Below are 24,064 nucleotides of genomic sequence, written 5' to 3' on the forward strand. Positions count from 1 at the left end.
TGATGGGCACACTGCATCTCGACGCCGAGGCCTTGTACAAGGACCTGCAATCGGTCGTCCGCAATCTGCTGCAACCCGACACCGTGCTGGTCGGCATCTGGTCGGGCGGCGCCTGGCTGGCCGAGCGTCTGCACGAGCAGCTGAAGCTGCCGGGCGAGATCGGCGTGATCTCGAGCGCGCTGCACCGCGACGATTTCGCGTCGCGCGGCATGTCGAGCGCCGACCCGACGCGACTGCCGTTCGAGGTCGACGGCCGCCCGATCCTGCTGATCGACGACGTGCTCTACACCGGCCGCACGACGCGCGCGGTGATCAACGAACTGTTCGATTTCGGCCGGCCGGCCAGCGTGACGCTCGCGGTGCTGGTCGACCGCGGCGGGCGCGAACTCCCGATCCAACCAGCCTACTCGGCGGCGCGCATCACGCTGCCGGCCGAGCAGCGCCTTCGTCTCGCCCGCGACGACGACGGCCGATTCACCTTCGACATCCAGGAAGGCAGCTGATGCTCTCGAAGCGAAACCCGCAACTCAACGCGCACGGTGAACTGATTCACCTGCTCTCGATCGAGGGCCTGCCGCGCGCGGTGATCCACCACATCCTCGACACCGCAGGCACCTTCCTGAGCGTCAACGACCGCGACGTGAAGAAGGTGCCGCTGCTGCGCGGCAAGAGCGTGTTCAACCTGTTCTTCGAGAACAGCACGCGCACGCGCACCACCTTCGAGATCGCCGCCAAGCGGCTGTCGGCCGACGTGATCAACCTCGACATCGCCAAGTCGAGCGCGGCCAAGGGCGAGAGCCTGCTCGACACCATCGCCAACCTGTCGGCCATGCATGCCGACATGTTCGTCGTGCGCCACGGCGAGAGCGGCGCGCCCTACCTGATCGCCCAGCACTGCGCGCCGCACGTGCACGTGGTGAACGCCGGCGACGGCCGCCACGCGCACCCGACGCAGGGGCTGCTGGACATGTACACGATCCGGCACTTCAAGAAGGATTTCAGCAACCTGACGGTCGCGATCGTCGGCGACATCCTGCACTCGCGGGTGGCGCGCTCCGACATCCACGCGCTGACCACGCTCGGCGTGCCCGAGATCCGCGCGGTCGGCCCGAAGACTCTGGTGCCGGGCGACCTGAACGAGATGGGCGTGCGGGTGTGCCACGACATGGCCGAGGGCATCCGCGGCGCCGACGTGATCATCATGCTGCGCCTGCAGAACGAGCGCATGAGCGGTGCGATGCTGCCGAGCGCCGGCGAGTTCTTCAAGAACTACGGGCTCACCGACGAGAAGCTCGCGCTCGCCAAGCCCGATGCGATCGTGATGCACCCGGGGCCGATCAACCGCGGCGTCGAGATCGATTCGTCGGTGGCCGACGGCAAGCAGAGCGTGATCCTGCCGCAGGTCACCTTCGGCATCGCGGTGCGCATGGCCGTGATGTCCACCATCGCCGGAAACAACGCATGAAACTCCTGATCAAGAACGGCCGGCTGATCGACCCGGCGTCGGGCCTGGACCAGACCGGCGACCTCGCGATCGCGGCCGGCCGCATCGTCTCGATCGGCAGCGTGAGCGCCGATTTCCACGCCAGCCGCACCATCGACGCGGCGGGCCTGGTCGTCGCGCCCGGCCTGGTCGACCTGGCCGCGCGGCTGCGCGAGCCGGGGCACGAGCACGAAGGCATGCTCGAGTCGGAGATGGCCGCGGCGGTGGCCGGCGGCGTCACCAGCCTGGTGTGTCCGCCTGACACCGACCCGCCGCTCGACGAGCCCGGCCTGGTCGAGATGCTGAAGTTCCGCGCGCGCAACCTGAACCACGCGCACCTGTACCCACTGGGGGCGCTGACGCGCGGCCTGGCCGGCGAGGCGATCACCGAGATGGCCGAGCTGACGGAGGCCGGCTGCGTCGGCTTCTCGCAGGCCGACGCGCCGCTGACCGACACGCTGGTGCTGATGCGCTCGATGCAGTACGCCGCCACCTTCGGCTACACCGTGTGGCTGCGGCCGCAGGATGCCTACCTGGGCAAGGGCGTGGCCGCGAGCGGGGCGCTCGCGACGCGGCTCGGCCTGTCGGGCGTGCCGGTGATCGCCGAGACGATCGCGCTGCACGTGATCTTCGAGCTGATGCGCGTGACCGGCGCGCGCGTGCACCTGTGCCGCCTGAGCAGCGCGGCCGGCATCGCGCTGGTGCGGCAGGCCAAGAACGAAGGCCTGCCGGTGACCTGCGACGTGAGCGCCAACCACCTGCACCTGACCGATGTCGACATCGGCTACTTCAATGCCGCGATGCGCCTGACGCCGCCGCTGCGCCAGCAGCGCGACCGCGACGCGATCCGCGCCGGGCTGGCCGAGGGCACGGTCGATGCGCTGGTCAGCGACCACACGCCGGTCGACGAGGACAACAAGAACCTGCCGTTCGCCGAAGCCGAGCCGGGCTCGACCGGGCTGGAGCTGCTGCTGAGCCTGGCGCTGAAGTGGGGCGACGAGCAGCGGCTGCCGCTCGCGACGACGCTGGCGCGGATGACCTGCGACCCGGTGCGCGTGCTGGGCGAGAGCCTGGGCTCGCTCGGCTCGAGCGCGGGGCGGATCGTGCAGGGCGGCGTGGCCGACCTGTGCCTGTTCGACCCGGCGGCGCGCTGGACGGTGGAGCCGGCGAAGTTCCGCAGCCAGGGCCGGCATTCGCCGTTCTCGGGCTACGAGCTGCCGGGCCGCGTGGCCACGACCATCGTGGCCGGGCAGGTGGCGTTCGAAGCTGCCGGCGCAGGTCGCTGAGGCCGTGCGAAAGCTGCGCGCCGCCTGGCGCATTGCCGCCTGCGTGGCGCATGTGCTGCGCGGCCTGATGATCTGCGGGTTCATCTTCCCGTTCCTGCGGCCGGCGGCGCGCACTGCGCGCGTCGGGCCGTGGTGCGCGGCGATGCTGCGCCTGCTGGGCATCCGCGTGGTGGTGCGCGGCGAATGGCATGCGGCGCCGGTGATGGTCGTCGCCAACCATGTGTCGTGGATCGACATCCTCGCGATCAATGCGGCGGGCTCGGTGCGCTTCGTGTCGAAGGCCGACATCCGCCGCTGGCCGGTGCTGGGCTGGCTGGTGGCGTGCGGCGGCACGCTCTTCATCGAGCGCGAACGCAAGCGCGACGCGATGCGCGTGGTGCACCAGGTGGCGCAGGCGCTGCAGGAGGGGAGCGTGATCGCGGTGTTTCCGGAAGGCACGACCAGCGACGGGCATGGCGTGCTGCCGTTCCACGCGAACCTGCTGCAGGCCGCGATCACGACCGGCACGCCGGTGCAGCCGGTCGCGCTGCGCTATGCCGACGCGACGCACGCGGTGAGCCCGGCCGCGGCCTACATCGGCGACACCAGCCTGCTGCAATCGCTGTGGTGGGTGGTGATGGCCGAGGGGCTGACCGCGCAGGTCACGGTGCTGCCGGCGCACTACTCGGCGCATGCGCAGCGGCGAGAGTTGTCGGAGGCGGTGCGCGCGGGAATCGTGGGTTCGCTGGGAAAGTGAACAACTGTCAACTTGGTGACGCGGCAACGATGCCGGCGGCTTGCCGCCCTTGCCACGGTCATTTCGCTCACGTCTAATCCGCCCGCCGCGTCGCCGAAGCAGTCAGGAGTCCCCTGAAGAGGGCGGACCGATACGGCATGAATCGTGTCGGTCCAGGAGGAGTTCATGTCATTGGCAGAGCACGCGCGTGGTCGCGTGGCGTGGCGCGCGGCTGCGTGCGCGGTGTGGATGGTGTTGAGCCTGTGCATCGCGCCGGTGGCGCAGGCAGAAGGCGTGGTTTCGAAGGTGCTGACCAGTACCTCGTGGTGGGAATGGGCCGGCAACGGGCCGTTCAGCAGCTACCAGGCCGCGTGCGAGGACGCGATGTCGGTGCAGCACTGGTCCGGCGCGGTGACCTACTTCGTCGACTCGCCTGTGAAGGCACGCTGCTATGCGACGAATGCAAGCGGCGACCTTCTGCCGTCGCCCACCGCAAGCATGGGCTACCACGAGCAAGAGGTGAATGCCTGCCCCTACCCATCGGTCGAGATAGCGAGCGGCGAGTGTGTGTGCCCGCAGGGGGTCGGGCGAACCGGCCGCGCAATGCCGGCCTGCGCGTCGTTGATCAATGTGCCGCGCGCATCGAACCCGCCCAGGAGTTGTCCGGCCGATCCGCCGCGCAGCGATCCGATCCACCCGCTGCGGGGCGTGCGCCGGGAGTCGGTGGACACCGGCGTGCGGATCGGGCGGTTGGCGCTGACGTTCACCTATGACAGCACGGCCCTCGTGCAGACGGGCCCCGAGGAGGTGATCCGGCTGCCGGAAGCCGCCGTGCATGCCGGGGGCGTGCTGGGGCGGATGTGGTCGAGCAACCTGCACCGGCGCGTGAGTGGGCCGGTCCTCAGCAGTGCGGCGGCGAGCCCTGCGGCGGCGCAGGTGAACCGGGGCGACGGCAAGGTGGTGAGCTTCTCGCGCGATGGGACGGGGCAGTTCACGCCCGAGGCCCACACGGCCGACCGGCTGGTGGCCGTGCCCGGCGGCGGATTGCGCTACGACGACGTGCAGACCGGTGCCCAGGAGCGCTATGACGCCGCGACCGGGCGATTGACGGCGCTGACCTGGGCGGACGGATCGTCGGTCAGCCTGATCTACAGCGACGCCAGCACGCCCGTGGACGTGGCACCGATGCCGGGCTACCTGATCCAGGCGACGGACAACGATGGGCGCAGCATCGTCTTCACGTACGCCGGACAACCCGGCGATGCGCGCATCCACAGCGTGACCGACGTCGCTGGTCGTGTGGTGATGTTGGGCTACGCGAGCAATCTCCTCAGCATCGACTGGCCCGATGGGAGGCGCCGAGTCTTCCTGTACGAGAGCGGCAACGACGGCGCGCTCACCGGGATCGTCGACGAATCGGGCGTGCGCTACTCGAGCTACGGCTACGACGCCGGCTGGCGGGCGACCTCCACAGCGCTGGCGGGTGGTGTCGACAGCTTCAGCGTGAGCTATGCAACGCCACCGAGCATCGTGGTGAGCGAGCAATACGACGAGGCGGCCAGCATTGTGTATCACTACTTCGACTGGCTGCCTCCGGCGGGCACGACCCTGGTGGATGCAGCGGGTACGACGACAACGTGGACGGCTGCGACGCTGCTGAACAAGAACGTTCTGGCCGGGCAGAGCCAGCCGGCCGGGGCAGGTTGCTCGGCGAGCACGAGCAGCCAGGACTATGACGCGGGTGGGAACCTCGCGAGCCGCGACGACTTCAACGGCACGCGCAGCTGTTTCGTGAGCGACTTGGTGCGCCACCTGCAAGTGGCATCGGTCTCGGGAGTGAGCCAAGGGCAGGCCTGTGCGGCAGTGACGCAAGTGAACGCGGCGCTGCCGACCGGGGCGCTGAAGACGAGCACGCAGTGGCATCCGGACTGGAGCCTGCCGACCCGGGTGGCCGAGCCGAACCAGATCACGACGAGCGTCTACAACGGCCAGCCGGATCCGTTGAACGGCAACGCCACCGCGAGCTGTGAGCCAGGGACGGCGCCACTGCGGGACGGCAAGCCGATCGTGGTGCTGTGCAAGCAGGTGACGCAAGCGACGACCGATGCAGACGGGCACCTGGGGTTCGGTGCCGCGCTGCAGCCGGGCACCATCGACACGGTGCGCACGTGGACCTATGACGCGGACGGGCGGGTGCTGACGGCCAATATTGGCTCCGGCACGACGCAATACTTGCGCGCGCCGGCCACCACCGCCGACTACTCGAAGGGCGACCTGCTGCGCGTCACGGCGCCGAACGGTGAAGTCACCACCTTCGATCGGTACAACAAGTACGGCCAGGTGCTGCAGAGCACCCGCGAAGGCGTGGTGACGACCTACACCTACGACCTGCGCCAGCGCATGCTCAGCCGCACGGTGGGCACCAAGACGACCGCCTATGAGTACGACGCTGTCGGCCAGCTCAAGAAGGTGACGCTGGGTGACGGCAGCTGGGTCGGCTACGAGTACGACGACGCACACCGCGCGGTGGCAGTGACGGACAAGAAGGGCAACCGCATCGACTATGTGCTGGACAACGCGGGCAACCGAATCGACCAGCGGCTCAAGGACCCGGCCGGTGAGCTGACGCAGAGCCTGAACGCGCTGATGGATGCGCTGGGCCGCCAGCAGCAGGCCGGCGTGACGGATCAAGCTCCGGCATCAAACGCCTTCCCGCCGCTGCCGAACTCACCGCTGCCGCTGGAGCGCTACGAGTACGACGCGCAGGGCAACCGCACGAAGATCACGCGCGGGGCCGGCACGCTGAACCTGCAGACGCGGCTGACCTACGACGCGCTGGAGCGGGTGAAGGAGGCGACCGACGCGAAGAACGGCAAGACCAGCTTCGAGTACGACGGTGGGCACCGCACGACGCAGGTGACCGACCCGAGGAACCTGGTGACGCAGTACCCGCGCAACGGCCTGGGCGACGCGACGCAGGTGATCAGCCCGGACACGGGGATCGAGAACCTGAGCTACGACGCCGCGCGGAACCTGAAGACCCGCACCGACAGCCGGGGCGTGCTGACGACCTACGGCTACGACGTGAGCGACCGGCTGACCGGCGCGGTGTACACGCAGGCCGGCCAGCCGACGGAGACCGTGACGCTGGCCTACAGCCAGACAGGTGCGGGCTTCAGCTACGGGATGGGGCGGCTGACGAGCAGCAGCTACCCGGGCGGCTCGGCGCAGTACGGCTACGACGACCAGGGCGAGGTGGTCAACGACGTGCAGCGCGTCGACGCCAGTACCGGCAGCAACACCACGCAGCTGACGCACACGGTGGGCTATGGCTACACGCTGGGCAACCTGAGCGGCATCAACTACCCGTCGGGCCGGCAGCTGGGGCTGACCTGGGTGGATGGCGAGTGACCGGCATCACGCTGGGCGGTGCGCCGCTGATCACGCAGATCGAGTGGACGCCGTTCGCGGGTGCGGTCAAGCGCTGGCGCTGGGCGATGGCCGCAGGCCCGAAGGCGAACGAGCGCTACTTCGACCTCGCGGGCCGGGCGATCCGCTACCCGCTGGGGGATGCGTTGCGCGATGTGCGCTACGACGAGGCGAGCCGCATCGTGAGCTTCACGCACCTGAGCGCGGACGGCACGGCGCAGCCCGCGCTGGACCAGGCGTTCAGCTACGACGAGAACGATCGGATCACGGGCATCACGACGAACGCGGCGAGCTGGGCCATCGCCTACGACCCGAACGGCAACCGCACGGGGCTGGGCCTGAACGGCAGCCTGAGCGCGTACACCGTGGAGGCGACGAGCAACCGGGTCACCGGCACCACGAACCCGGCGCGGAGCTTCGGGTACGACAGCGCGGGGAACACGACCCAAGACAGCGCAGCAGGTGGCACGGGGTATGCGGCGACGTACAACTTGCGAGGCCAGCTCGCGACGCTCACCAAGGCGGGCGTGACGACGCGCTACACGTACAACGCCGCAGGGCAGCGGGTGCGCAAGGTGAGCAGCACGGGACCCGACAGCACGGTGGTGTTCGTGTACGACCAGGCTGGGCACCTGCTGGGCGAGTACGACCGCAACGGTGCGGCGCTGCGCGAATACGTGTGGCTGCGCGACACGCCGATGGCGATGTTCACGCCGGACCCGGCGAACCCGAGTGGCGGGCCGCTGGTGTACTTCATCCACAGCGATCACCTGAACACGCCGCGGGTGGTGGTGGACCGCAACAACCAGGTGCGCTGGCGCTGGCTGGGCGAGCCCTTCGGCACGAGCGCGCCGGAGACCAACCCGAGCGGGCTGGGGGTCTTTACGCAGAACCTGAGGTTCCCGGGGCAGTATGCGGACCAGGAGTCGGGGCTGTTCTACAACTACCACCGGTACTACGCGGCTGAGGGTGGGCAGTACACGCAGAGCGATCCGATCGGGTTGGCGGGTGGGAGTCTGACGACGTATGGGTATGTCGGAGGGAATCCGCTAAGTTTCGTGGACGCCCAAGGACTTCAACTCGCGCCAAGTCCTTTCGGTCCGGTGCCGATTCCTCTTCCTGGTCTGCCAACGCAAAGTGTTATAGATCCTGGAAGATATGATCCTGTTCAAGATAGATATATTCCTGGCACTGGATCACAGCCGAACACCCAAGAATGTTGCACAGCATACGAAGATGTCTATGAAACAAACGATGGAAAGCATGGTGATATTCCACGTGGAGATATCTCCGCTGAACCTGCGAATCCAACCCTCGCGTTGACACATTCTGTCGGCGCAGGGCGGTCTCGAATTGGCTACGACGGCTTGGCTGGTCAGATCGTGGTCTTTCGCCTAACAAGAACAGACGAACAAAAGTGCATCAAGTATTGGCACGGATATGTCGTGTACCAACGTGACTTGACTCCGCAACAATGGAAGGCAGGGCGTGATGCAGGCTTTCCCAATTGGCCAAGGAAACCAAAATGACGAATATAGTTTTTTTATATCAAGTATCAATTGCTGACCTGAGGCTGCAGTTCAAGCTCAATGTACAGGAATCGATCAATAAGACGCTTCAGTTCGGGCGAGGAAATCCGAGTTACGTGTTTGCAGTTGTTGAGATTTGGCTGGTACAGGGTGAATCTGCCAATCTGGTTATTCCGGCGACAAATCCTGGAAACTTCATAGAAGATCTGAATGAAATTCAGAAGCGAATCGCTCGGCCACCAGCCCTCCCTGCTTTGATACCTGAAGTTGCTCCAGGCAGGTGGTCCGACTGGATGGCAGGATACTGGTGGAGATTGAAAGAGGATTGCAGCCTCCCAGATGATGAGGTCGAGTATGAGAGGGCAATTGTTTTGTCCCTCTTGGACAGCAGGGTTGGCCAAGTCGCCATCTATTCTTATGGGAGTGAATCAATTATTGAGATATCAACTCAATCTGATGAGGATTCTCGCAGGGATGGCGCTTGGGCAGTGTTTGATCCGATCGCGCTTGGTGCGGACATTTCCCATGTTAAGAACAAAATAATTAGTGATGTTCAACTTGCTGCAAAGGTGCGGAAGGGCTAATCCAGCAACTCCCGCGACCGCTCGCCAGCAGCCGGTCGAGTTCTGCGTTCAGCCGATTGCCACCGCTGCCGGCGTGCCAGCCGGCCCGAACACCCCGAATGGCGAGCCCGCGTTGGCCTGCGGATACCCGCTGCGGGACCTGTGCTACGACGAGACGAGCCGCATCGTGCGGCTTCGCGCACCTGAGCGCGGACGGCATGGCGCAGCCTGCGCTGGACCAAGCGCTCAGCTGCGACCAGAACGATCGGATCACCAGCATCACGACGAACGCGGCGAGTGGGTCGATCAAGCACGCCTGGGTGGGTCATCTCAAGCAAAGCCAATGATTCGGCGGTTCGATGTAGCCCGCCAGCCGATTCCTACGCGCTCGGGATTCACGGCATGACAACGATCTCACCTCAGCATCTCGCATCTGAATTGGATTTCAAGCCGATCGATGCGACCGCCGACGGGTTCAAAGCTGAGAAGCAGAGCGCCTGTTCATCAAGCGCACGCCCTCGGGGTTTTCGATAGCCGCCGCCCCTCTGCATACTTTCTGCACCATCCATTCGGACACTCGATCTTCTCCACAACCACCAGGGAGCAGAACGATGTCATCGCATGAACCCCCCGAAGAGGAACTCCGCGGACCCTCCGGATTGACGGTGCTGGAACTGGGCGAACTGCTCCCGCTGCTGGAGCCGCTGCCGGTTCGGGATCCCGAGCCCGAACCGCCGCCGACCTTGTGGCGCGTGGTTCCCCGGCTGCTGTTCAGCATCGTCTTCGGCGTTCTCGCCGCGATGCATGCCGGCATCTTCTTTTATCGCGATGAGGAACCCTTCAACCAGCTCCACTGCCTGGGCCTCGTCAACAGTTCCGGCATCTTCGCCATCACGGCGGTGCTCTGCGCACTGGCCGGCGCCGGGCTGCTGTCGAAGCTCAAGCAGGCGTTGCGCGATCGTCGCGAAGGCCGCCTCGACAGCCATCACGACAGCGCCGCGCCGTTCAGGTCACCGGGGCGGGGTTGAACAGCACCAGCGCGTTGTGAAGCTTCCAGCGCTCGGCCCAGGTCTTCGTGCGGCCGCTGGCCACGTCGAGCATCAGGCGGAACAGCTCCCAGCCCACGTCCTCGATCGTCGCGTCGCCGTCGGCGATGCGCCCGGCGTTGACGTCCATCAGGTCATGCCAGCGCCGCGCCAGGTCGCTGCGGGTCGCCACCTTGATCACCGGGCACTCCGCCAGCCCATACGGCGTGCCGCGGCCGGTCGTGAAGATGTGCAGGTTCATGCCGGCCGCCAGTTGCAGCGTGCCGCAGATGAAGTCGCTGGCCGGCGTGGCCGCGTAGGTCAGTCCCTTGGTCGCGAGCTTCTCGCCCGGTGACAGCACGCCGGTGATCGGCGCACTGCCGCTCTTGACGATCGAGCCCATCGCCTTCTCGACGATGTTCGACAGCCCGCCCTTCTTGTTGCCCGGCGTCGTGTTCGCGCTGCGGTCGACCCGGCCCTTCTGCAGGTAGGCGTCGTACCAGGCCATCTCGCGCACCATCGCCTCGGCGATCTCGGGGGTCGAGGCGCGCGCGGTGAGCTGGGCAATGCCGTCGCGCACCTCGGTGGTCTCCGAGAACATCACGCTGGCGCCGGCGCGCACCAGCAGGTCGGTCGCGAAGCCCACCGCCGGGTTCGCGGTGACGCCGCTGAACGCATCGCTGCCTCCGCACTGCACGCCCACCACCAGCTCGCTGGCCGGGCAGGTCTCGCGGCGGCGGCGGTCCAGCCGCTCCAGGTGCGCGCGCGCGGTCGTCATGATCGAGTCGATCATCGACATGAAGCCGACGTGCGCCTCGGCCTGCAGGCACACGACGTCCAGCGTGTCGGGTCCGGTCACGGCCCCGCGCTCGTCGCGGATCGAGATCGTGCCCGGCGGCAGCAGCCGCTCGGGCTGCAGCTTCTCGCAGCCCAGGCTCACCACCATCACCTCGCCGCCGAAGTTCGGGTTCAGGCTGATGTTGCGCAGCGTGCGGATCGGGATGATCGCGTCGGGCGCGTCGATCGCCACGCCGCAGCCGTAGGTGTGCTCCAGCCCGACCACGTCGTCGACGTTCGGGTAGCGCGGCAGCAGCTCGGCCTTGATGCGTTGCACCGCGAAATCGACGACGCCGGCCACGCACTGCACCGTCGTCGTGATCGCGAGGATGTTGCGCGTGCCGACCGAGCCGTCGGCATTGCGAAAGCCCTCGAAGCTGTAGCCGGCCAGCGGCGGCATCGGCGGCGCGGCCCGCGTGGCCATCGGCAGGCCGGTGAGTTCGCGGGCCTCGGGCATCTGCAGCAGCCGCTCGTGCACCCAGCTGCCGGCCGGGATGTCCTTGGCCGCCAGGCCGATGCTCACGTGGTAGCGCAGCACCGGCGAGCCGGCCGGCAGGTCGACCAGCGCCACCTTGTGGCCCTGCGGCACCGCATCGCGCAGCACGAGGCCGTCGGCCAGCACGGTGCCGGCCGGTAACCCGCCGTCGTTGGCGACGATCGCGACGTTGTCGAGATCGTGCATCTTGATCGTCAGGGGTTTCTTCACCTCGGCCATGCTGCTCACCTGTTGCGCAACGTCAGGGCTTGACGTTCCCGTCCTTCACGATCTTCGCCCACTTCACCAGTTCGCTGCGGCCGAACGCCGCAAACTGCTCCGGCGTGTTGGGGTTGTATTGCAGGCCCAGGCCTTCCATCCGCGCCTTCACGTCGGGCATCGCGATGATCTTCGCGACCTCGGCGTTCATGCGCTTGACGATCGCCGGCGGCGTGCCGGCCGGCGCATAGAAGGCCTGCCAGCTGGCCACGTCGAAGCCCGGCACGCCGGCTTCCTGCAGCGTCGGCACGTCGGGCATCGCGATGCTGCGCTTGGCGGACGTCACCGCCAGCGCGCGCACCTTGCCGCTCTGCACGAAGGGCAGCGCCACCGTCACCGTCTCGAAGCTCATCGGGATCTGGTTGCCGATCACGTCCTGGATGGCCGGCGCACTGCCCTTGTACGGCACGTGCGTCAGCTCGGCCCCGGTCAGCAGCTTGAAGGTCTCGCCCGACATGTGCTGCGAGCTGCCCTGGCCGGACGATGCGAAGGCGATGTCGCCCGGCTTGGCCTTGGCCGCCGCGATCAGCTCCTTGACGGTCTTGTACGGCGCCTCGGTGCCGACCAGCAGCACGTTGGAGATGCTGCCCAGCAGGATCACCGGTGCGAAGTCCTTGGCCGCGTCGTACGGCATCTTCGGCTGCAGCACCGGGTTGATCGCGTGGCTGGCGATGGTGCCGAGCAGGAAGGTGTAGCCGTCGGGTGCCGACTTGGCGACCGAGTCGGCACCGATCACGCCGCCGGCACCGGCCTTGTTCTCGACCAGCACCGTCTGCTTCAGCTCGACCTGCAGCTTGTCGGCCAGCAGGCGCGCGAGGATGTCGGAGGTGCCACCGGCCGCGAACGGCACGACGATGCGCACCGGCTTCTCGGGCCAGGCCGGCGCGGCCTGCACCCCGAGGCTGGTGCCTGCGGCGGCTGCGGCTGCGAGTGCAAGAAGGGTTCGGCGAATGATCATGGAATGTCTCCTGGAAGGGTCTCGGAACGAAAGTCTGATGTCGCCGATCAGCGCAGCACCACGCCCGGCAGCCACAGCGAGAACGCCGGCACGTAGGTGACCAGCATCAGCGCGGCGATCAGTGCGCCGTAGAACGGCCAGATCGTCTTCATCACGGTGCCGACCGAGACGCCGCCGATCGCGCAGCCGACGAACTGGGTCGTGCCCACCGGCGGCGTGTTCAGCCCGAGCGCGCAGTTGATCAGGATCACCATGCCGAACTGGATCTCGCTCATGCCGTAGTGCTGGCAGATCGGCAGGAAGATCGGCGTGCACACCAGGATGGTGGCGGCCATGTCGAGGAAGGTGCCGAGCAGGAACAGGATGATGTTGACCAGCAGGAAGATCACCCACGGGCTCGAGGTCACCGCCGACAGCGCCTGGCCGGTCAGCGCGGGCACCTCGTACAGGCTGATGATGTAGCCGAACGAGGCGGAGATGCCGATCAGCAGCAGCACGACGCCGGTCGTCTTCACCGCCTTCGCGGCCGCCTTCAGGAACTGCTCCCACTTCAGCGAGCGGTAGACCACCACGCTGAGGATCAGCGAGTACAGCACCGCCACCGCCGCCGATTCGGTCGCGGTGAACACGCCCGACAGGATGCCGCCGAGGATCAGCACGACGACGAACAGCCCCGGCAGCGAGGCCGCGAAGGTGCGCGCCACGATGCTCCAGCCGGGGAAGGTGCCGGCCGGGTAGCCGCGCTTCACCGCCACCAGGTAGGCGGCAGCCAGGTTGCACAGCGTCAGCACCAGCGCCGGGATCAGGCCGGCCAGGATCAGCTTGGCGATCGACACCTTGCCGCCGGCGGCCAGCGTGTAGATGATCATGTTGTGGCTGGTCGGCATCAGCGCGCCGACCAGCGCCGCATGGGTCGTCACGTTGACCGCGTAGTCGGCGTGATAGCCCTGCTTCTTCATCATCGGGATCATCACCGCGCCCATCGCCGACACGTCGGCCACCGGCGAGCCGGAGACGCCGCCGAACAGCGTGCAGGCCACCACGTTCGACATGCCCAGCCCGCCGCGGATGTGGCCGACCGCCGCGTTCGCGAAGTTGACGATCTTGTCGGCGATGCCGCCGTACAGCATCAGCTCGCCGGCGAAGATGAAGAACGGGATCGCGAGGAACGAGAACACGTTCATGCCCGAGGTCATCTGCTGGAAGATGACCGCCATCGGCAGCCCTTCGTACAGGATGGTCGCGAGCGCCGACAGCCCGATCGAGAACGCCACCGGGACGCCGAGGATCAGCAGCCCGAAGAACGTGATGCAGAGAATGGTCAGTGCCATGCGGGTTCAACCTCGGTGCCACGCAGCAGTGCCACGATGTGTTCGATGGAGAAAAGAATGATCAGCACGCCGGCCGCGATGAAGGGCACGTAGCGCCAGGCTTCGGAGATGCCGAGCGTCGGGATCTTGTAGTCGCCCACCGAGTCGAACATCAGCGCGCAGTTCCAGGCCATCAGGGCCCCGAACAGCAGGGTCAGCAGGTGGATCAGGATCTCGGTCGGCAGCTTCGCCTTCTCGGGCAGCAGGAAGCCGAGCAGCTCCATGCCGATGTGGCCGGCGTCGCGCACGCCGACGGCGCAGCCGAGCATGGTCACGTAGAGCACCAGCACCAGCGCCAGGCTCTCGGCCCAGGTGGGCGTGCTGTTGAGCACGTAGCGGCCGAACACCTGGTAGAGCACCGCCGCGAGCAGCAGCACCAGGCCGGCCACGCCGAGCCGCAGGCAGGCCTTGGCGACGGCTGCGCAGAATTTCGTGTACATCGGGGATTCCTTCACCGCGGCGGCGCGGGCCGCCGCGGTGGGTTCAGTGGAGAGCTTGGATTACTTCGTGTCCTGGATGCGCTTGACCAGGTCGCGCAGCTTCGGGTCGGCCAGGAACTTGTCGTACACCGGCTTCATCGCGGCCTGGAACGAGGTCTTGTCGACGTCGATGATCTGCGCGCCGGCCGCCTTCACGGTGGCCAGCGACTTCTCTTCGCGCTCGTCCCACAGCTTGCGCATGAACGGCACCGATTCCTTCGCGGCCTGGCGGATCGCCTTCTGGTCGTCCGGGCTCAGCGCGTCGAACACGCGCTTCGAGAACAGCAGCACCTCGGGCGCCATCGAATGCTCGGTCTTCGAGTAGTACTTGGCCACCTCGAACTGGCGCGAGCTCTCGTACGACGGGAAGTTGTTCTCGGCGCCGTCGACCAGGCCGGTCTTCAGGGCGGTGTAGACCTCGCCGAAGGGCATCGGCGTCGCGTTCGCGCCCATCGCCTCGAGCAGCGCGACCCACAGGTCGGATTGCTGCACGCGGATCTTCAGGCCCTTGGCGTCGGCCAGCGTCTTGATCGGCTTCTTCACCGTGTACATCGAGCGCGCGCCGCTGTCGTAGTAGGCCAAGCCGATGAAGCCCTGCGCTTCGCAGCTCTTCAGGATCTCTTCGCCGATCGGGCCGTCGAGCACCGCGCGCATGTGTTCCTTCGAGCGGAACAGGAAGGGCATCGTCGGCACCACGGTGGCCGGGCAGATGTTGTTCATCGGCGCGATGTTGACGCGCGTCATCGGGATCGCGCCGATCTTGGTCTGCTCGATGGTGTCCTTCTCAGCGCCGAGCGAGCCGTTGTTGAACACCTTGATGCTGTGCTTGCCGTTGGTCAGCTTCGACAGCGTCTCGCCCATGTGCTTGACGGCCAGCACGGTCGGGTAGTCGTCGGGGTGGATGTCGGTCGAGCGGAACTCGGTGGCCTGGGCCGTGCCGAGCGCGGCCAGCGCCATCACGGCGGCCAGGGTGCGGATCTTGTGGGTCATGGTCTTGTCTCCGGGGTGGATGGGTCTAGCGAAATCGTCAGAAAGCGAAGGCGGTCTCGGGCAGGCCGGCCACGCCGGGCTCGGCGACGAACACCGAGCCGTCGAGGGCATCGTCGGCCGCGCTCGGCAGCCGGATCGTGGTGATGAACAGCTGGCGCAGCTGCGGGCCGCCGAACGCGCACATCGACGGCTTGGGCACCGGCACGGTCAGCGAGCGGTCGAGCCGGCCGTCGGGCGTGAAGCGGTGCACCAGGCCGGCGTCGTTGGCGCAGATCCAGTAGCCACCGTCGGCATCGACCGCGGCGCCGTCGGGGCGGCCCGGGTGGCGGTTCATGTCGACGAACTCGCGGCGGTCGGTGGGCGTGCCGTCGGCGTCCAGGTCGAAGGCCCAGATGCGGCGCACGCTCGGGTGCGAGTCCGACAGGTACATCACGTCGCCGCGCGGGCTGAACGCGAGGCCGTTGCCGGTGATCAGGCCCGACACCAGCGGCGCCGACAGGCCGTTGCCGTCGAGCCGGAACAGCGCGCCGAAGGGCGATGCGAGCGACATGTCGCGCACCATCGTGCTGGACCAGAAGCGGCCCTGGCGGTCGCAGCGGCCGTCGTTGAAGCGCATGCCGTCGCGCGGGTGCGTGATGCTGCACAGGCGCGTCGAGGTCAGGCCCGCGGCCGACAGGAGCAGGTGGAACACGCCGCTCTCCATCGCCGCCACCAGCCCGCCCTGCGCATGCAGTGCGATGCAGGCCACGCGCTCGGCGCAGGCCCAGCTCTCGACGCGGCGCGTGGCGTGGTCGAAGCGCCGCACCTGGCGGCCTTCGATGTCGACCCAGTACAGCGCCTGCTCGGCCACCGACCACAGCGGGCTTTCGCCGACCTGGTCGCGCGAGGCGTCGAGCTTGTCCATGCGCATCGCCGTGGTCATTCGAACGGGCCGGTGCGCACGAAGGCGCCGCCCTGGTAGAGCACGGCCGGGTCGTTGTAGTCGAGCGGCGGCTGCCGCGCCTCGACCGCGGCGCGGAACGGCTCGGAGCTGTCCTGCGGCACGTAGCCGAGATGTTTGGCCTTGGTGTTGTCCCACCACTGCGTGCGGTTGTTCGACATGCCATAGACGACGCTGTAGCCGACCAGCGGCGCCGTCAGGCACGACACCACCAGCCGCTCCAGGTCGTCGAAGCTCATCCAGGTGGCCAGCATCCGGCGGTCCTTCGGCTCGGCGAACGACGAGCCGATGCGCAGGCAGGCGGTCTCGATGCCGTGGCGGTCGAAGTAGAAGCGCGCGAGGTTCTCGCCGAAGGCCTTGCTGAGGCCGTACAGGCCATCGGGGCGCGGCAGCGCGTTGGTGTCGAGCACTTCGTCCTGGCGGTAGAAGCCGGTCACGTGGTTCGAGCTCGCGAACAGCACGCGCTTCACGCCGTGCTTGCGCGCCGCTTCATAGAGGTTGTAGGTGCCGACGATGTTGGCCTGCAGGATCGGGTCGAACGCCGCCTCGACCGACACGCCGCCCAGGTGCACGACGGCGTCGACGCCTTCCAGCAGTTGGTGCACCGCGGCGCCGTCCTGCAGCGGGACCTGGCTCAGCTCCTCGCCGGCGGCGGCGCTGCCCAGGTCGGCGAGGTCGGACAGGCGCAGCACATCGCAATAGGCCTTCAGGCGTGGCCGCAGCACGCGGCCGAGGCCGCCGGCAGCGCCGGTCAGCAGCAGGCGCTTGAAGCGCAGGGAGGTGGTGGAGGTCGGCGGGGTCGTCATCGAAGGCATCTTTCACGGCCGACCGCGGGTCTTCGCTGTCGGCAACACGTACGTCATCAGTTGTCGTACAACATGCCGAATGATTCGTGACGGACAGGGGCTTGTCAAGCCGACGGGATGAGGGTAATCCCGAGGCTGCCGCGCCGCGCCCGGTGGCCAAACGGTGTCGTCGACGACGTACATTGTTGTACGACGACGAACTGCCTTTGTCGACCCGCGGAAGCCCGCGGACCGCCGAGGGGCGCGTGTCGTACAGTGAAAGCCCTTTCAACGACCCTGTCATGAGCCGTTCGATGCACGTTCCGTCTTCTCCCGCTGCGACCGACCTGCCGCGCCGCCGGCCGCGCAGCCTGGCCATCGGCCTGGTCGAGACGCTGAGCGCGCGCATCCGCGACAACGTGATGCGATCGGGCGACAAGCTGCCCACCGAGGCCGCGATCATGGATGAGTTCGGCGTCAGCCGCACCGTGGTGCGCGAGGCGCTGTCGAAGCTGCAGGCCGGCGGGCTGGTCGAGACGCGGCATGGCGTCGGCACCTTCGTCGTCGGCGCCGGCGGCACGCTGAATTTCCGCATCGATCCCGAGCAGATCGCGACCGCCCGCGAGGTGATCGCGGTGCTCGACCTGCGCATCGGGCTCGAGGTCGAGGCGGCGGGGCTCGCCGCGGTGCGCCGCACCGACGCCAACATCGAGGTGATGCGCGGCGCGCTGGACGCGTTCGCAGCGGCCATCGAGCACGATGGCGATGCGATCGCGCCCGACTTCCAGCTCCACATGGAGATCGCGCGGGCCACGCAGAACGTGCACTTCGTCGAGCTGATGACCTACCTGGGCACGATGATCATTCCGCGCGCCCGGCTCAACACCGCGAAGGTCGCCGGCGAGGGCCGGCGCGAATACCTGCAGCGCGTGAACGTCGAACACGAAAGCATCGTCAACGCGATCGCCGGGCACGACCCGGAGGCGGCCCGCGCCGCGATGCGCACGCACCTGGCCAACAGCCGCGAGCGCCTGCGCCGGGCCGACGGCGGCCCCACGCCCTAGAAGCACGGCGGGTCGGCCCTCTTGAATCTGCGCGGCCCATGTTGTACGATGACTGACAACCTGATCCGATCGCCAGAACTTCATTGGAGACGCGCATGTCACCCCAGGAACTCAAAACCACCATTTCGTCCGGCCTGCTGTCCTTCCCGGTGACGGACTTCGACGCCGAGGGCAACTTCAAGCCGTCGACCTATGCGAAGCGGCTCGAGTGGCTGGCGCCCTATGGCGCGACCGCGCTGTTCGCGGCCGGCGGCACCGGCGAGTTCTTCTCGCTGGTCGGCGAGGAATACGGCCAGGTCATCAAGGTGGCGGTCGACACCTGCAAGCACAGCGTGCCGATCATCGCCGGCGTCGGCGGCCCGACCCGCCAGGCGATCGCGATGGCGCAAGAGGCCGAGCGCCTGGGTGCCAAGGGCCTGCTGCTGCTGCCGCACTACCTGACCGAAGCCGGCCAGGCCGGGCTGGTCGCGCACGTCGAGGCGGTGTGCAAGTCGGTGAAGATCGGCGTGATCGTCTACAACCGCGCGGTGTGCAAGCTCAGCGCGGCCAGCCTGCAGCAGCTGGCCGACCGCTGCCCGAACCTGGTGGGCTTCAAGGACGGCGTCGGCGAGATCGAGGCGATGGTGACGGTGCGCCAGAAGCTGGGCGATCGTTTCGCCTACCTGGGCGGCCTGCCGACCGCGGAGGTCTATGCCGCGGCCTACAAGGCGCTGGGCGTGCCGGTGTACTCGTCGGCGGTGTTCAATTTCGTGCCGAAGACCGCGATGGATTTCTACCGTGCCGTCGCGGCCGACGACCGGGCGACGCAGAGCCGCCTGATCGACGACTTCTTCCTGCCCTACCTCGACATCCGCAACCGCCAGGCGGGCTACGCGGTCAGCATCATCAAGGCCGGCGCGACGCTGGTCGGCCACCCGGCCGGGCCGGTGCGCCCGCCGCTGACGGACCTGACGGGTGAAGAAGTCGAGATGCTGTCCGCGCTGATCAAGCGCCTCGGCCCGCAGTAAGGAGCACGCGATGAGCGAACACCTGAACTACATCAACGGCGCCTGGGTCGCCGGTTCGCGCTTCGTGCCGAATATCAACCCGTCGGATCTTGCCGACACCGTCGGCCTGTTCGCGAGCGCGACCGCCGCGCAGGTCGGTGAAGCGGTGCAGGCCGCCCGTGCCGCGGCGCCCGCCTGGGCACTCTTCAACGTGCAGGCCCGCGCCGACGCGCTCGACCGCATCGGCAACGAGATCCTCGCGCGCCGCGAAGAACTCGGCACGCTGCTCGCGCGCGAGGAAGGCAAGACCAAGCCGGAAGGCATCGGCGAAGCCGCGCGTGCCGGCAACATCTTCAAGTTCTTCGCCGGCGAATGCCTGCGCACGCCGGGCGAGTTGCTGCCGTCGGTGCGGCCGAACATCGGCATCGAGATCACGCGCGAGCCGGTCGGTGTGGTCGGCATCATCAGCCCGTGGAATTTCCCGATCGCGATTCCCGCGTGGAAGATCGCGCCGGCGCTCGCTTTCGGCAACTGCGTGGTGTTCAAGCCCGCCGACCTGGTGCCGGGCTCGGCCTGGGCGCTGGCCGAGATCATCACGCGCGCCGGCCTGCCGGCGGGCGTGTTCAACCTGGTGATGGGCGCCGGCCGCGAGGTCGGGCAGGCCATCGTCGACCACCCGGGCATCGATGCGATCAGCTTCACCGGTTCGCAGAGCGTGGGCAAGCAGGTTGCGCAGGCCGCGGTCGCGCGCGGCGCGAAGGTGCAGCTCGAGATGGGCGGCAAGAACCCGCAGATCGTGCTCGACGATGCCGACCTGAAGCAGGCGGTCGAGCTGTGCGCGCAGAGCGCGTTCTTCTCGACCGGTCAGCGCTGCACCGCGTCGAGCCGGCTGATCGTGACCGCCGGCATCCACGACCGCTTCGTCGAGGCGCTGGCCGAACGCGTGCGCGGCCTGAAGGTCGGCCATGCGCTGGGCGCCGGCATCGACATCGGCCCGGTGGTCTCGAAGGCGCAGCTCGAGCAGGACGAGCGCTACATCGAGCTCGGCCAGGCCGAGGGCGCGCGCCTGCTGGCGGGCGGCCAGCGGGTGAAGGCCGAAACCGACGGCTTCTTCCTCGCACCGGCGCTGATCGTCGATTCGACGCAAGCCATGACGATCAACCGCGAGGAGATCTTCGGCCCGGTGGCGTCGGTGATCCGCGTGAAGGACTACGACGAGGCGCTCGCGGTGAGCAACGACACGCCGTTCGGCCTGTCGGCCGGCATCGCGACCAGCTCGCTGAAGTACGCGACGCATTTCAAGCGCCACGCGCAGGTCGGCATGGTGATGGTCAACCTGCCGACCGCCGGCGTCGACTACCACGTGCCGTTCGGCGGCCGCAAGGGATCGAGCTACGGCCCGCGCGAGCAGGGCAGCTATGCCCGCGAGTTCTACACCATCGTGAAGACGGCCTACACCGGCGTCTGACCGGGCGGGAGCATGCGCACCGGGAGGTGACGCATGTTCCCTTGCCGCCCTTGCTGGCGGTGTCGACATCCCCGCATGCCCCGGTGCCTCCGCACCGCGAGGGCTGCGTGGAGGTCGAGAGATGGAACTGCTCAGATTGGTGCAATCCCAGGTCCGCCTGGGGGCCCCGCTGCCCTGGGGCGTGCGGGACGAGGCCGGCGTGCTGCTGCTGGCCCGCGGCCATGTGGTGGTCGACGACGATCAGGTGCAGGCGCTGCTGCGGCGTGGTGCCTGTGTCGACCTGAGAGAGGTCAAGGCCGCGGCACGTGCGGCGCAACCCCGGGATGCACGGCCGCCCAACCTGTTCGACCAGTGGGAAAAGACGCTGTGGCGGCTCGACCTGCTGCTGAAAAGCCTGGCCGACCGGGGCTTTCCGGCGCGCATCGACGAGTTCGCGGCGAGTCTTGTCGCGTTGATCGAGCGCGACCCCGACATCGGCATCTTCCTGTCGGTGCGCAAGGACAGGCCGCGCATGATGCTGTACGGCCTCACGCACTCGCTGCACACCGCGCTGCTGTGCTGCCTGATGGCGCGCCGCCTCGGCTGGAGCGCCGCGCGCACGCAGAGCCTCGTGAAGGCGGCGCTGACGATGAACATCGCGATGCTCGACCTGCAGGGCCGCCTGGCCGCCCAGGGCGTGCCGGCGATGCCGCCGCAGCTGGAGCTGGTGGCGCAGCACCCGCAGCAGGCGGTCGAGCTGCTGGAAGCGGCCGGCATCGACGATGCCGAGTGGCTGCAGGCGGTGGCCGAGCACCATGAATGCCCGGGTGGGCGCGGCTACCCGGGCGGGTTGCGCGACCCGTGCGAGATGGCGTGGGCCTTGCGGCTGGCCGATGTCTTCATGGCGCGCATCTCGCCACGTGGCAGCCGACCCGCCATCAGCGCGCAGGAGGCCGCACGGCATGTGTTCCGCGAAGACGGCGGTGGCCCGCTCGCGATGGCCATCATCAAGGAGCTGGGCATCTATCCGCCGGGCGAGTTCGTGCAGCTGAAGAGCGGCGAGCGCGCGGTGGTGGTGCGGCGCGGCGACAGCGCCAGCACGCCGATCGCTGCCAGCATCACCGACCGCAGCGGCATGCCGGTGGTGCACACGACGCGGCGCGACACCGCGTGCCAGGAATTCGCGATCGTCGCGGCGCTGCCCGACAAGTCGCTCGCGGCGCGGCTGCTGCCGGAGCGGCTGTACGGGCTGCCGGCCTGATCAGGCCTTCTTGCCCTGGTTGGCGACGGCAGCCGCCGCGGCTGCCGCGGCCTCGGCGTCGCCCAGGTAGTAGCTCTTGATCGGCTTCAGGTTCTCGTCGAGTTCGTAGACGAGCGGGATGCCGTTCGGGATGTTGACGCCGACGATGTCGGCATCGGCGATGCCGTCGAGGTACTTCACCAGCGCGCGGATGCTGTTGCCGTGCGCGGCGATCACGATGCGCTTGCCCGCCTTGATGGCCGGCGCGATGCTGTCGTTCCAGAACGGCAGCACGCGCGTGACGGTGTCCTTCAGGCATTCGGTCAGCGGCACATCTTCGGGACGCAGCTTCGCGTAGCGGATGTCCTGGCGCTGGCCGCGCGGGTCGGTGGCATCGAGCGCCGGCGGCGGCGTGTCGTAGCTGCGGCGCCAGATCAGCACCTGCTCGTCGCCGTACTGCTTGGCCATGTCGGCCTTGTTGAGCCCCTGCAGCGAACCGTAGTGGCGCTCGTTGAGGCGCCAGCTGTGCACCACCGGCAGCCAGGTGCGGTCCATCTGGTCGAGCGCGTGCCACAGCGTCCAGACCGCGCGCTTCAGCACCGAGGTGTAGGCCACGTCGAAGTCGTAGCCCTCGGCCTTCAGCAGCCGGCCGGCCTGCTTGGCCTGCTCGACGCCGGTCGGCGTCAGGTCGACGTCGGTCCAGCCGGTGAAGCGGTTTTCCAGGTTCCAGGTCGATTCGCCGTGGCGGATCAGCACGAGTTTGTACATGGCAGGCAGTGGTTGTGGGGCGGGCGGGGCGCGGCCCCGGGGAGGCATACCGCCGAATTCTATAATTCGCGTTTGCTTCCAACCCTTGGGCCACGCCTGTGAAATTCCTTCTCGACAATTGGTACCTGTTCGCGGTGGCCCTGGTGTCCGGCGGTTTGCTGCTGTGGCCGACGGTTCGGCGCGGCACGCAGGGCGGGTCGCTGTCCACCGTCGACGCGGTGCACCTGATCAACCGTGAAAAGGGCGTGCTGATCGACGTCAGCGAGCCCGCGGAGTTCGCCGCCGGTCACCCTGCCGGCGCGAAGAACGTGCCGCTGGCACAGATCGAGACCTCGAACGCGCTGCCCAAGAACAAGGCCTTGCCCCTCGTGGTGGTGTGCGCGAGCGGCGCACGCGCCACCCGCGCGATCGGTATCCTTCGCAAGGCAGGCTACGAGAATGCTCGCGCACTGGCCGGTGGCCTGAAGGCGTGGCGCGAAGCGAGCCTGCCGGTCGAGAAATCGGCCTGAGGTCGACCTGAGGGATCCAGGGCCTGTGCCACGCAGGCCCGTCGTTGGAGCGAAGCGATGCAAGCCGTGAAGATGTACACCTCGATGGTGTGCCCCTACTGCCACCGTGCGAAGCAGCTGCTGAAGTCGCGCGGCGTCGACCAGATCGACGAAGTGCGCGTCGATCTGCAGCCCGGGCTGCGCGACGAGATGATCGAGCGCACCGGGCGCCGCACCGTGCCGCAGATCTTCATCGGCAGCACGCACGTCGGCGGCTGCGACGACCTGATCGCGCTCGATCAGCGCGGCGGCCTGACGCCGCTGCTGTCCGCCGCCGCCTGACACACCAGGCGTTTCAATTCGCCCCTGGCGCCTCGGACATAATCCGCGCCGCAGCCCGCACATCCCGCTCGCGGGCTTTTTTCACTCGTCTTCGTCAATCGCGAGAACACCATGTCCGACGACACTCAAACCCCCGTGTTCCAGATCCAGCGCCTGTACCTGAAGGACATGTCGCTCGAGCAGCCGAACTCGCCGCAGATCCTGCTGGAGCAGACGCAGCCCCAGGTCGACATCAACCTCGGCCTGGCGGCCGAGCCGGTCGCCGACGGCGTCTACGAAGTGAGCGTCACCGCCACCGTCACCACCAAGGTCAACGACAAGACGCTGTTCCTGGTCGAGGCCAAGCAGGCCGGCATCTTCGAGATCCGCAACATCCCCGAAGACCAGCTGCAGCCGATCATCGGCATCGCCTGCCCGCAGATCATCTACCCGTACCTGCGCGCCGTCGTCTCCGACATCTGCACGCGTGCCGGCTTCCCGCCGGTGCTGCTGGCCGAGGTGAACTTCCAGGCGATGTTCGAGGCGCAGCAACAGCAGCAGGCCGCGAACGGCGCCGCGACGCCGTCCCTCAACTGACGCACGGATC

23 protein-coding genes are annotated in these 24,064 nt (G+C 67.7%); 15 read left to right on the top strand and 8 right to left on the bottom strand.

Annotated features, from left to right (window positions below):
• Positions 1–2: 2 nt before the first annotated feature.
• The 8 genes from pyrR to BUE42_RS00290 all read left to right on the top strand — a co-directional run bounded on the left by pyrR (position 3) and on the right by BUE42_RS00290 (position 10,033).
• On the top strand, positions 3–503 hold the full coding sequence (pyrR, locus tag BUE42_RS00260) for a bifunctional pyr operon transcriptional regulator/uracil phosphoribosyltransferase PyrR (RefSeq protein ID WP_073462102.1): 501 nt from the start codon (positions 3–5) through the stop codon (positions 501–503).
• On the top strand, positions 503–1,465 hold the full coding sequence (locus BUE42_RS00265) for an aspartate carbamoyltransferase catalytic subunit (RefSeq protein WP_073462103.1): 963 nt from the start codon (positions 503–505) through the stop codon (positions 1,463–1,465). Before pyrR ends, BUE42_RS00265 begins: the two co-directional genes overlap by 1 nt.
• Positions 1,462–2,769, top strand: a complete 1,308-nt coding sequence (locus BUE42_RS00270; protein WP_073462104.1) for a dihydroorotase — start codon at positions 1,462–1,464, stop codon at positions 2,767–2,769. The genes BUE42_RS00265 and BUE42_RS00270 overlap by 4 nt, the downstream gene beginning before the upstream one ends.
• Positions 2,770–2,773: 4 nt before the next feature.
• On the top strand, positions 2,774–3,505 hold the full coding sequence (locus BUE42_RS00275; RefSeq protein WP_073462105.1) for a lysophospholipid acyltransferase family protein: 732 nt from the start codon (positions 2,774–2,776) through the stop codon (positions 3,503–3,505).
• 165 nt (positions 3,506–3,670) lie between these two features.
• Positions 3,671–6,895, top strand: coding sequence for an RHS repeat domain-containing protein (locus tag BUE42_RS00280; protein WP_143171223.1), 3,225 nt, complete (start codon positions 3,671–3,673; stop codon positions 6,893–6,895).
• Complete coding sequence (locus BUE42_RS00285; protein ID WP_073462107.1) at positions 6,892–8,442, top strand: RHS repeat-associated core domain-containing protein; 1,551 nt, start codon at positions 6,892–6,894, stop codon at positions 8,440–8,442. Before BUE42_RS00280 ends, BUE42_RS00285 begins: the two co-directional genes overlap by 4 nt.
• Positions 8,421–9,026, top strand: coding sequence for a hypothetical protein (locus tag BUE42_RS31885; RefSeq protein ID WP_143171224.1), 606 nt, complete (start codon positions 8,421–8,423; stop codon positions 9,024–9,026). The genes BUE42_RS00285 and BUE42_RS31885 overlap by 22 nt, the downstream gene beginning before the upstream one ends.
• Positions 9,027–9,616: 590 nt before the next feature.
• Complete coding sequence (locus BUE42_RS00290; RefSeq protein ID WP_143171225.1) at positions 9,617–10,033, top strand: hypothetical protein; 417 nt, start codon at positions 9,617–9,619, stop codon at positions 10,031–10,033.
• Here the strand turns inward: BUE42_RS00290 and garD are convergent.
• Genes garD through BUE42_RS00325 form a run of 7 tightly spaced genes read right to left on the bottom strand, consistent with a single transcriptional unit; the run spans position 10,011 to position 17,164 of the window.
• Positions 10,011–11,549, bottom strand: a complete 1,539-nt coding sequence (garD, locus tag BUE42_RS00295; RefSeq protein WP_369822931.1) for a galactarate dehydratase — start codon at positions 11,547–11,549, stop codon at positions 10,011–10,013. The two genes, BUE42_RS00290 and garD, sit on opposite strands and share 23 nt — an antisense overlap.
• Before the next feature lie 55 nt (positions 11,550–11,604).
• On the bottom strand, positions 11,605–12,579 hold the full coding sequence (locus BUE42_RS00300) for a tripartite tricarboxylate transporter substrate binding protein (protein ID WP_073462110.1): 975 nt from the start codon (positions 12,577–12,579) through the stop codon (positions 11,605–11,607).
• A gap of 47 nt (positions 12,580–12,626) precedes the next feature.
• Positions 12,627–13,910 carry a TRAP transporter large permease gene (locus BUE42_RS00305; protein WP_073462111.1) on the bottom strand — a complete coding sequence of 428 codons (1,284 nt, stop codon included), beginning with the start codon at positions 13,908–13,910 and terminating at the stop codon, positions 12,627–12,629.
• On the bottom strand, positions 13,901–14,389 hold the full coding sequence (locus BUE42_RS00310; RefSeq protein WP_073462112.1) for a TRAP transporter small permease: 489 nt from the start codon (positions 14,387–14,389) through the stop codon (positions 13,901–13,903). The genes BUE42_RS00305 and BUE42_RS00310 overlap by 10 nt, the downstream gene beginning before the upstream one ends.
• A 60-nt stretch (positions 14,390–14,449) precedes the next feature.
• A complete protein-coding gene (locus BUE42_RS00315) occupies positions 14,450–15,418 on the bottom strand; it encodes a TRAP transporter substrate-binding protein (RefSeq protein ID WP_073462113.1) in 969 nt (322 codons plus the stop codon).
• Positions 15,419–15,455: 37 nt separating this feature from the next.
• On the bottom strand, positions 15,456–16,340 hold the full coding sequence (locus BUE42_RS00320; RefSeq protein WP_200798882.1) for an SMP-30/gluconolactonase/LRE family protein: 885 nt from the start codon (positions 16,338–16,340) through the stop codon (positions 15,456–15,458).
• Positions 16,337–17,164, bottom strand: coding sequence for an NAD-dependent epimerase/dehydratase family protein (locus BUE42_RS00325; RefSeq protein WP_073462378.1), 828 nt, complete (start codon positions 17,162–17,164; stop codon positions 16,337–16,339). Before BUE42_RS00325 ends, BUE42_RS00320 begins: the two co-directional genes overlap by 4 nt.
• A 281-nt stretch (positions 17,165–17,445) precedes the next feature.
• On the opposite strand from BUE42_RS00325, the gene BUE42_RS00330 reads away from it, so the two are divergent.
• The 4 genes from BUE42_RS00330 to BUE42_RS00345 all read left to right on the top strand — a co-directional run bounded on the left by BUE42_RS00330 (position 17,446) and on the right by BUE42_RS00345 (position 21,901).
• Positions 17,446–18,207, top strand: coding sequence for a FadR/GntR family transcriptional regulator (locus BUE42_RS00330; protein ID WP_235001997.1), 762 nt, complete (start codon positions 17,446–17,448; stop codon positions 18,205–18,207).
• Positions 18,208–18,302: 95 nt separating this feature from the next.
• Complete coding sequence (gene kdgD, locus BUE42_RS00335; protein ID WP_073462114.1) at positions 18,303–19,214, top strand: 5-dehydro-4-deoxyglucarate dehydratase; 912 nt, start codon at positions 18,303–18,305, stop codon at positions 19,212–19,214.
• Between the two features lie 10 nt (positions 19,215–19,224).
• On the top strand, positions 19,225–20,661 hold the full coding sequence (locus BUE42_RS00340) for an aldehyde dehydrogenase family protein (protein WP_073462115.1): 1,437 nt from the start codon (positions 19,225–19,227) through the stop codon (positions 20,659–20,661).
• A gap of 121 nt (positions 20,662–20,782) precedes the next feature.
• A complete protein-coding gene (locus tag BUE42_RS00345) occupies positions 20,783–21,901 on the top strand; it encodes an HD-GYP domain-containing protein (protein ID WP_073462116.1) in 1,119 nt (372 codons plus the stop codon).
• Here BUE42_RS00345 and gpmA read toward each other — a convergent pair whose 3' ends face one another.
• On the bottom strand, positions 21,902–22,648 hold the full coding sequence (gene gpmA / locus BUE42_RS00350; protein ID WP_073462117.1) for a 2,3-diphosphoglycerate-dependent phosphoglycerate mutase: 747 nt from the start codon (positions 22,646–22,648) through the stop codon (positions 21,902–21,904).
• Positions 22,649–22,746: 98 nt separating this feature from the next.
• Between gpmA and BUE42_RS00355 the strand changes: the two genes are divergently transcribed.
• From BUE42_RS00355 to secB, 3 genes are all read left to right on the top strand, one after another.
• Positions 22,747–23,157, top strand: coding sequence for a rhodanese-like domain-containing protein (locus tag BUE42_RS00355; RefSeq protein WP_073462118.1), 411 nt, complete (start codon positions 22,747–22,749; stop codon positions 23,155–23,157).
• Positions 23,158–23,214: 57 nt separating this feature from the next.
• Positions 23,215–23,478: a glutaredoxin 3 gene (grxC, locus tag BUE42_RS00360; protein ID WP_073462119.1), complete on the top strand. Its 264-nt coding sequence runs from the start codon at positions 23,215–23,217 to the stop codon at positions 23,476–23,478.
• A 111-nt stretch (positions 23,479–23,589) separates the two neighbouring features.
• Positions 23,590–24,054, top strand: a complete 465-nt coding sequence (secB, locus tag BUE42_RS00365; protein ID WP_073462120.1) for a protein-export chaperone SecB — start codon at positions 23,590–23,592, stop codon at positions 24,052–24,054.
• Positions 24,055–24,064: the final 10 nt, after the last annotated feature.

This window comes from Rhizobacter sp. OV335 (genome assembly GCF_900142965.1).
In the GTDB taxonomy this organism is placed as follows: Bacteria; Pseudomonadota; Gammaproteobacteria; order Burkholderiales; family Burkholderiaceae_C; genus Rhizobacter.

What these genes read in the sequence shown, in the direction of transcription:
- pyrR (WP_073462102.1), top strand. Translation starts at nt 3, where the DNA reads ATGGGCACACTGCATCTCGACGCCGAGGCCTTGTACAAGGACCTGCAA.
- BUE42_RS00265 (WP_073462103.1), top strand. Translation starts at nt 503, where the DNA reads ATGCTCTCGAAGCGAAACCCGCAACTCAACGCGCACGGTGAACTGATT.
- BUE42_RS00270 (WP_073462104.1), top strand. Translation starts at nt 1,462, where the DNA reads ATGAAACTCCTGATCAAGAACGGCCGGCTGATCGACCCGGCGTCGGGC.
- BUE42_RS00280 (WP_143171223.1), top strand. Translation starts at nt 3,671, where the DNA reads ATGTCATTGGCAGAGCACGCGCGTGGTCGCGTGGCGTGGCGCGCGGCT.
- BUE42_RS00290 (WP_143171225.1), top strand. Translation starts at nt 9,617, where the DNA reads ATGTCATCGCATGAACCCCCCGAAGAGGAACTCCGCGGACCCTCCGGA.
- garD (WP_369822931.1), bottom strand. Translation starts at nt 11,549, where the DNA reads ATGCACGATCTCGACAACGTCGCGATCGTCGCCAACGACGGCGGGTTA.
- BUE42_RS00300 (WP_073462110.1), bottom strand. Translation starts at nt 12,579, where the DNA reads ATGATCATTCGCCGAACCCTTCTTGCACTCGCAGCCGCAGCCGCCGCA.
- BUE42_RS00305 (WP_073462111.1), bottom strand. Translation starts at nt 13,910, where the DNA reads ATGGCACTGACCATTCTCTGCATCACGTTCTTCGGGCTGCTGATCCTC.
- BUE42_RS00310 (WP_073462112.1), bottom strand. Translation starts at nt 14,389, where the DNA reads ATGTACACGAAATTCTGCGCAGCCGTCGCCAAGGCCTGCCTGCGGCTC.
- BUE42_RS00315 (WP_073462113.1), bottom strand. Translation starts at nt 15,418, where the DNA reads ATGACCCACAAGATCCGCACCCTGGCCGCCGTGATGGCGCTGGCCGCG.
- BUE42_RS00320 (WP_200798882.1), bottom strand. Translation starts at nt 16,340, where the DNA reads ATGACCACGGCGATGCGCATGGACAAGCTCGACGCCTCGCGCGACCAG.
- BUE42_RS00325 (WP_073462378.1), bottom strand. Translation starts at nt 17,164, where the DNA reads ATGACGACCCCGCCGACCTCCACCACCTCCCTGCGCTTCAAGCGCCTG.
- BUE42_RS00330 (WP_235001997.1), top strand. Translation starts at nt 17,446, where the DNA reads ATGAGCCGTTCGATGCACGTTCCGTCTTCTCCCGCTGCGACCGACCTG.
- kdgD (WP_073462114.1), top strand. Translation starts at nt 18,303, where the DNA reads ATGTCACCCCAGGAACTCAAAACCACCATTTCGTCCGGCCTGCTGTCC.
- BUE42_RS00340 (WP_073462115.1), top strand. Translation starts at nt 19,225, where the DNA reads ATGAGCGAACACCTGAACTACATCAACGGCGCCTGGGTCGCCGGTTCG.
- BUE42_RS00345 (WP_073462116.1), top strand. Translation starts at nt 20,783, where the DNA reads ATGGAACTGCTCAGATTGGTGCAATCCCAGGTCCGCCTGGGGGCCCCG.
- gpmA (WP_073462117.1), bottom strand. Translation starts at nt 22,648, where the DNA reads ATGTACAAACTCGTGCTGATCCGCCACGGCGAATCGACCTGGAACCTG.
- grxC (WP_073462119.1), top strand. Translation starts at nt 23,215, where the DNA reads ATGCAAGCCGTGAAGATGTACACCTCGATGGTGTGCCCCTACTGCCAC.
- secB (WP_073462120.1), top strand. Translation starts at nt 23,590, where the DNA reads ATGTCCGACGACACTCAAACCCCCGTGTTCCAGATCCAGCGCCTGTAC.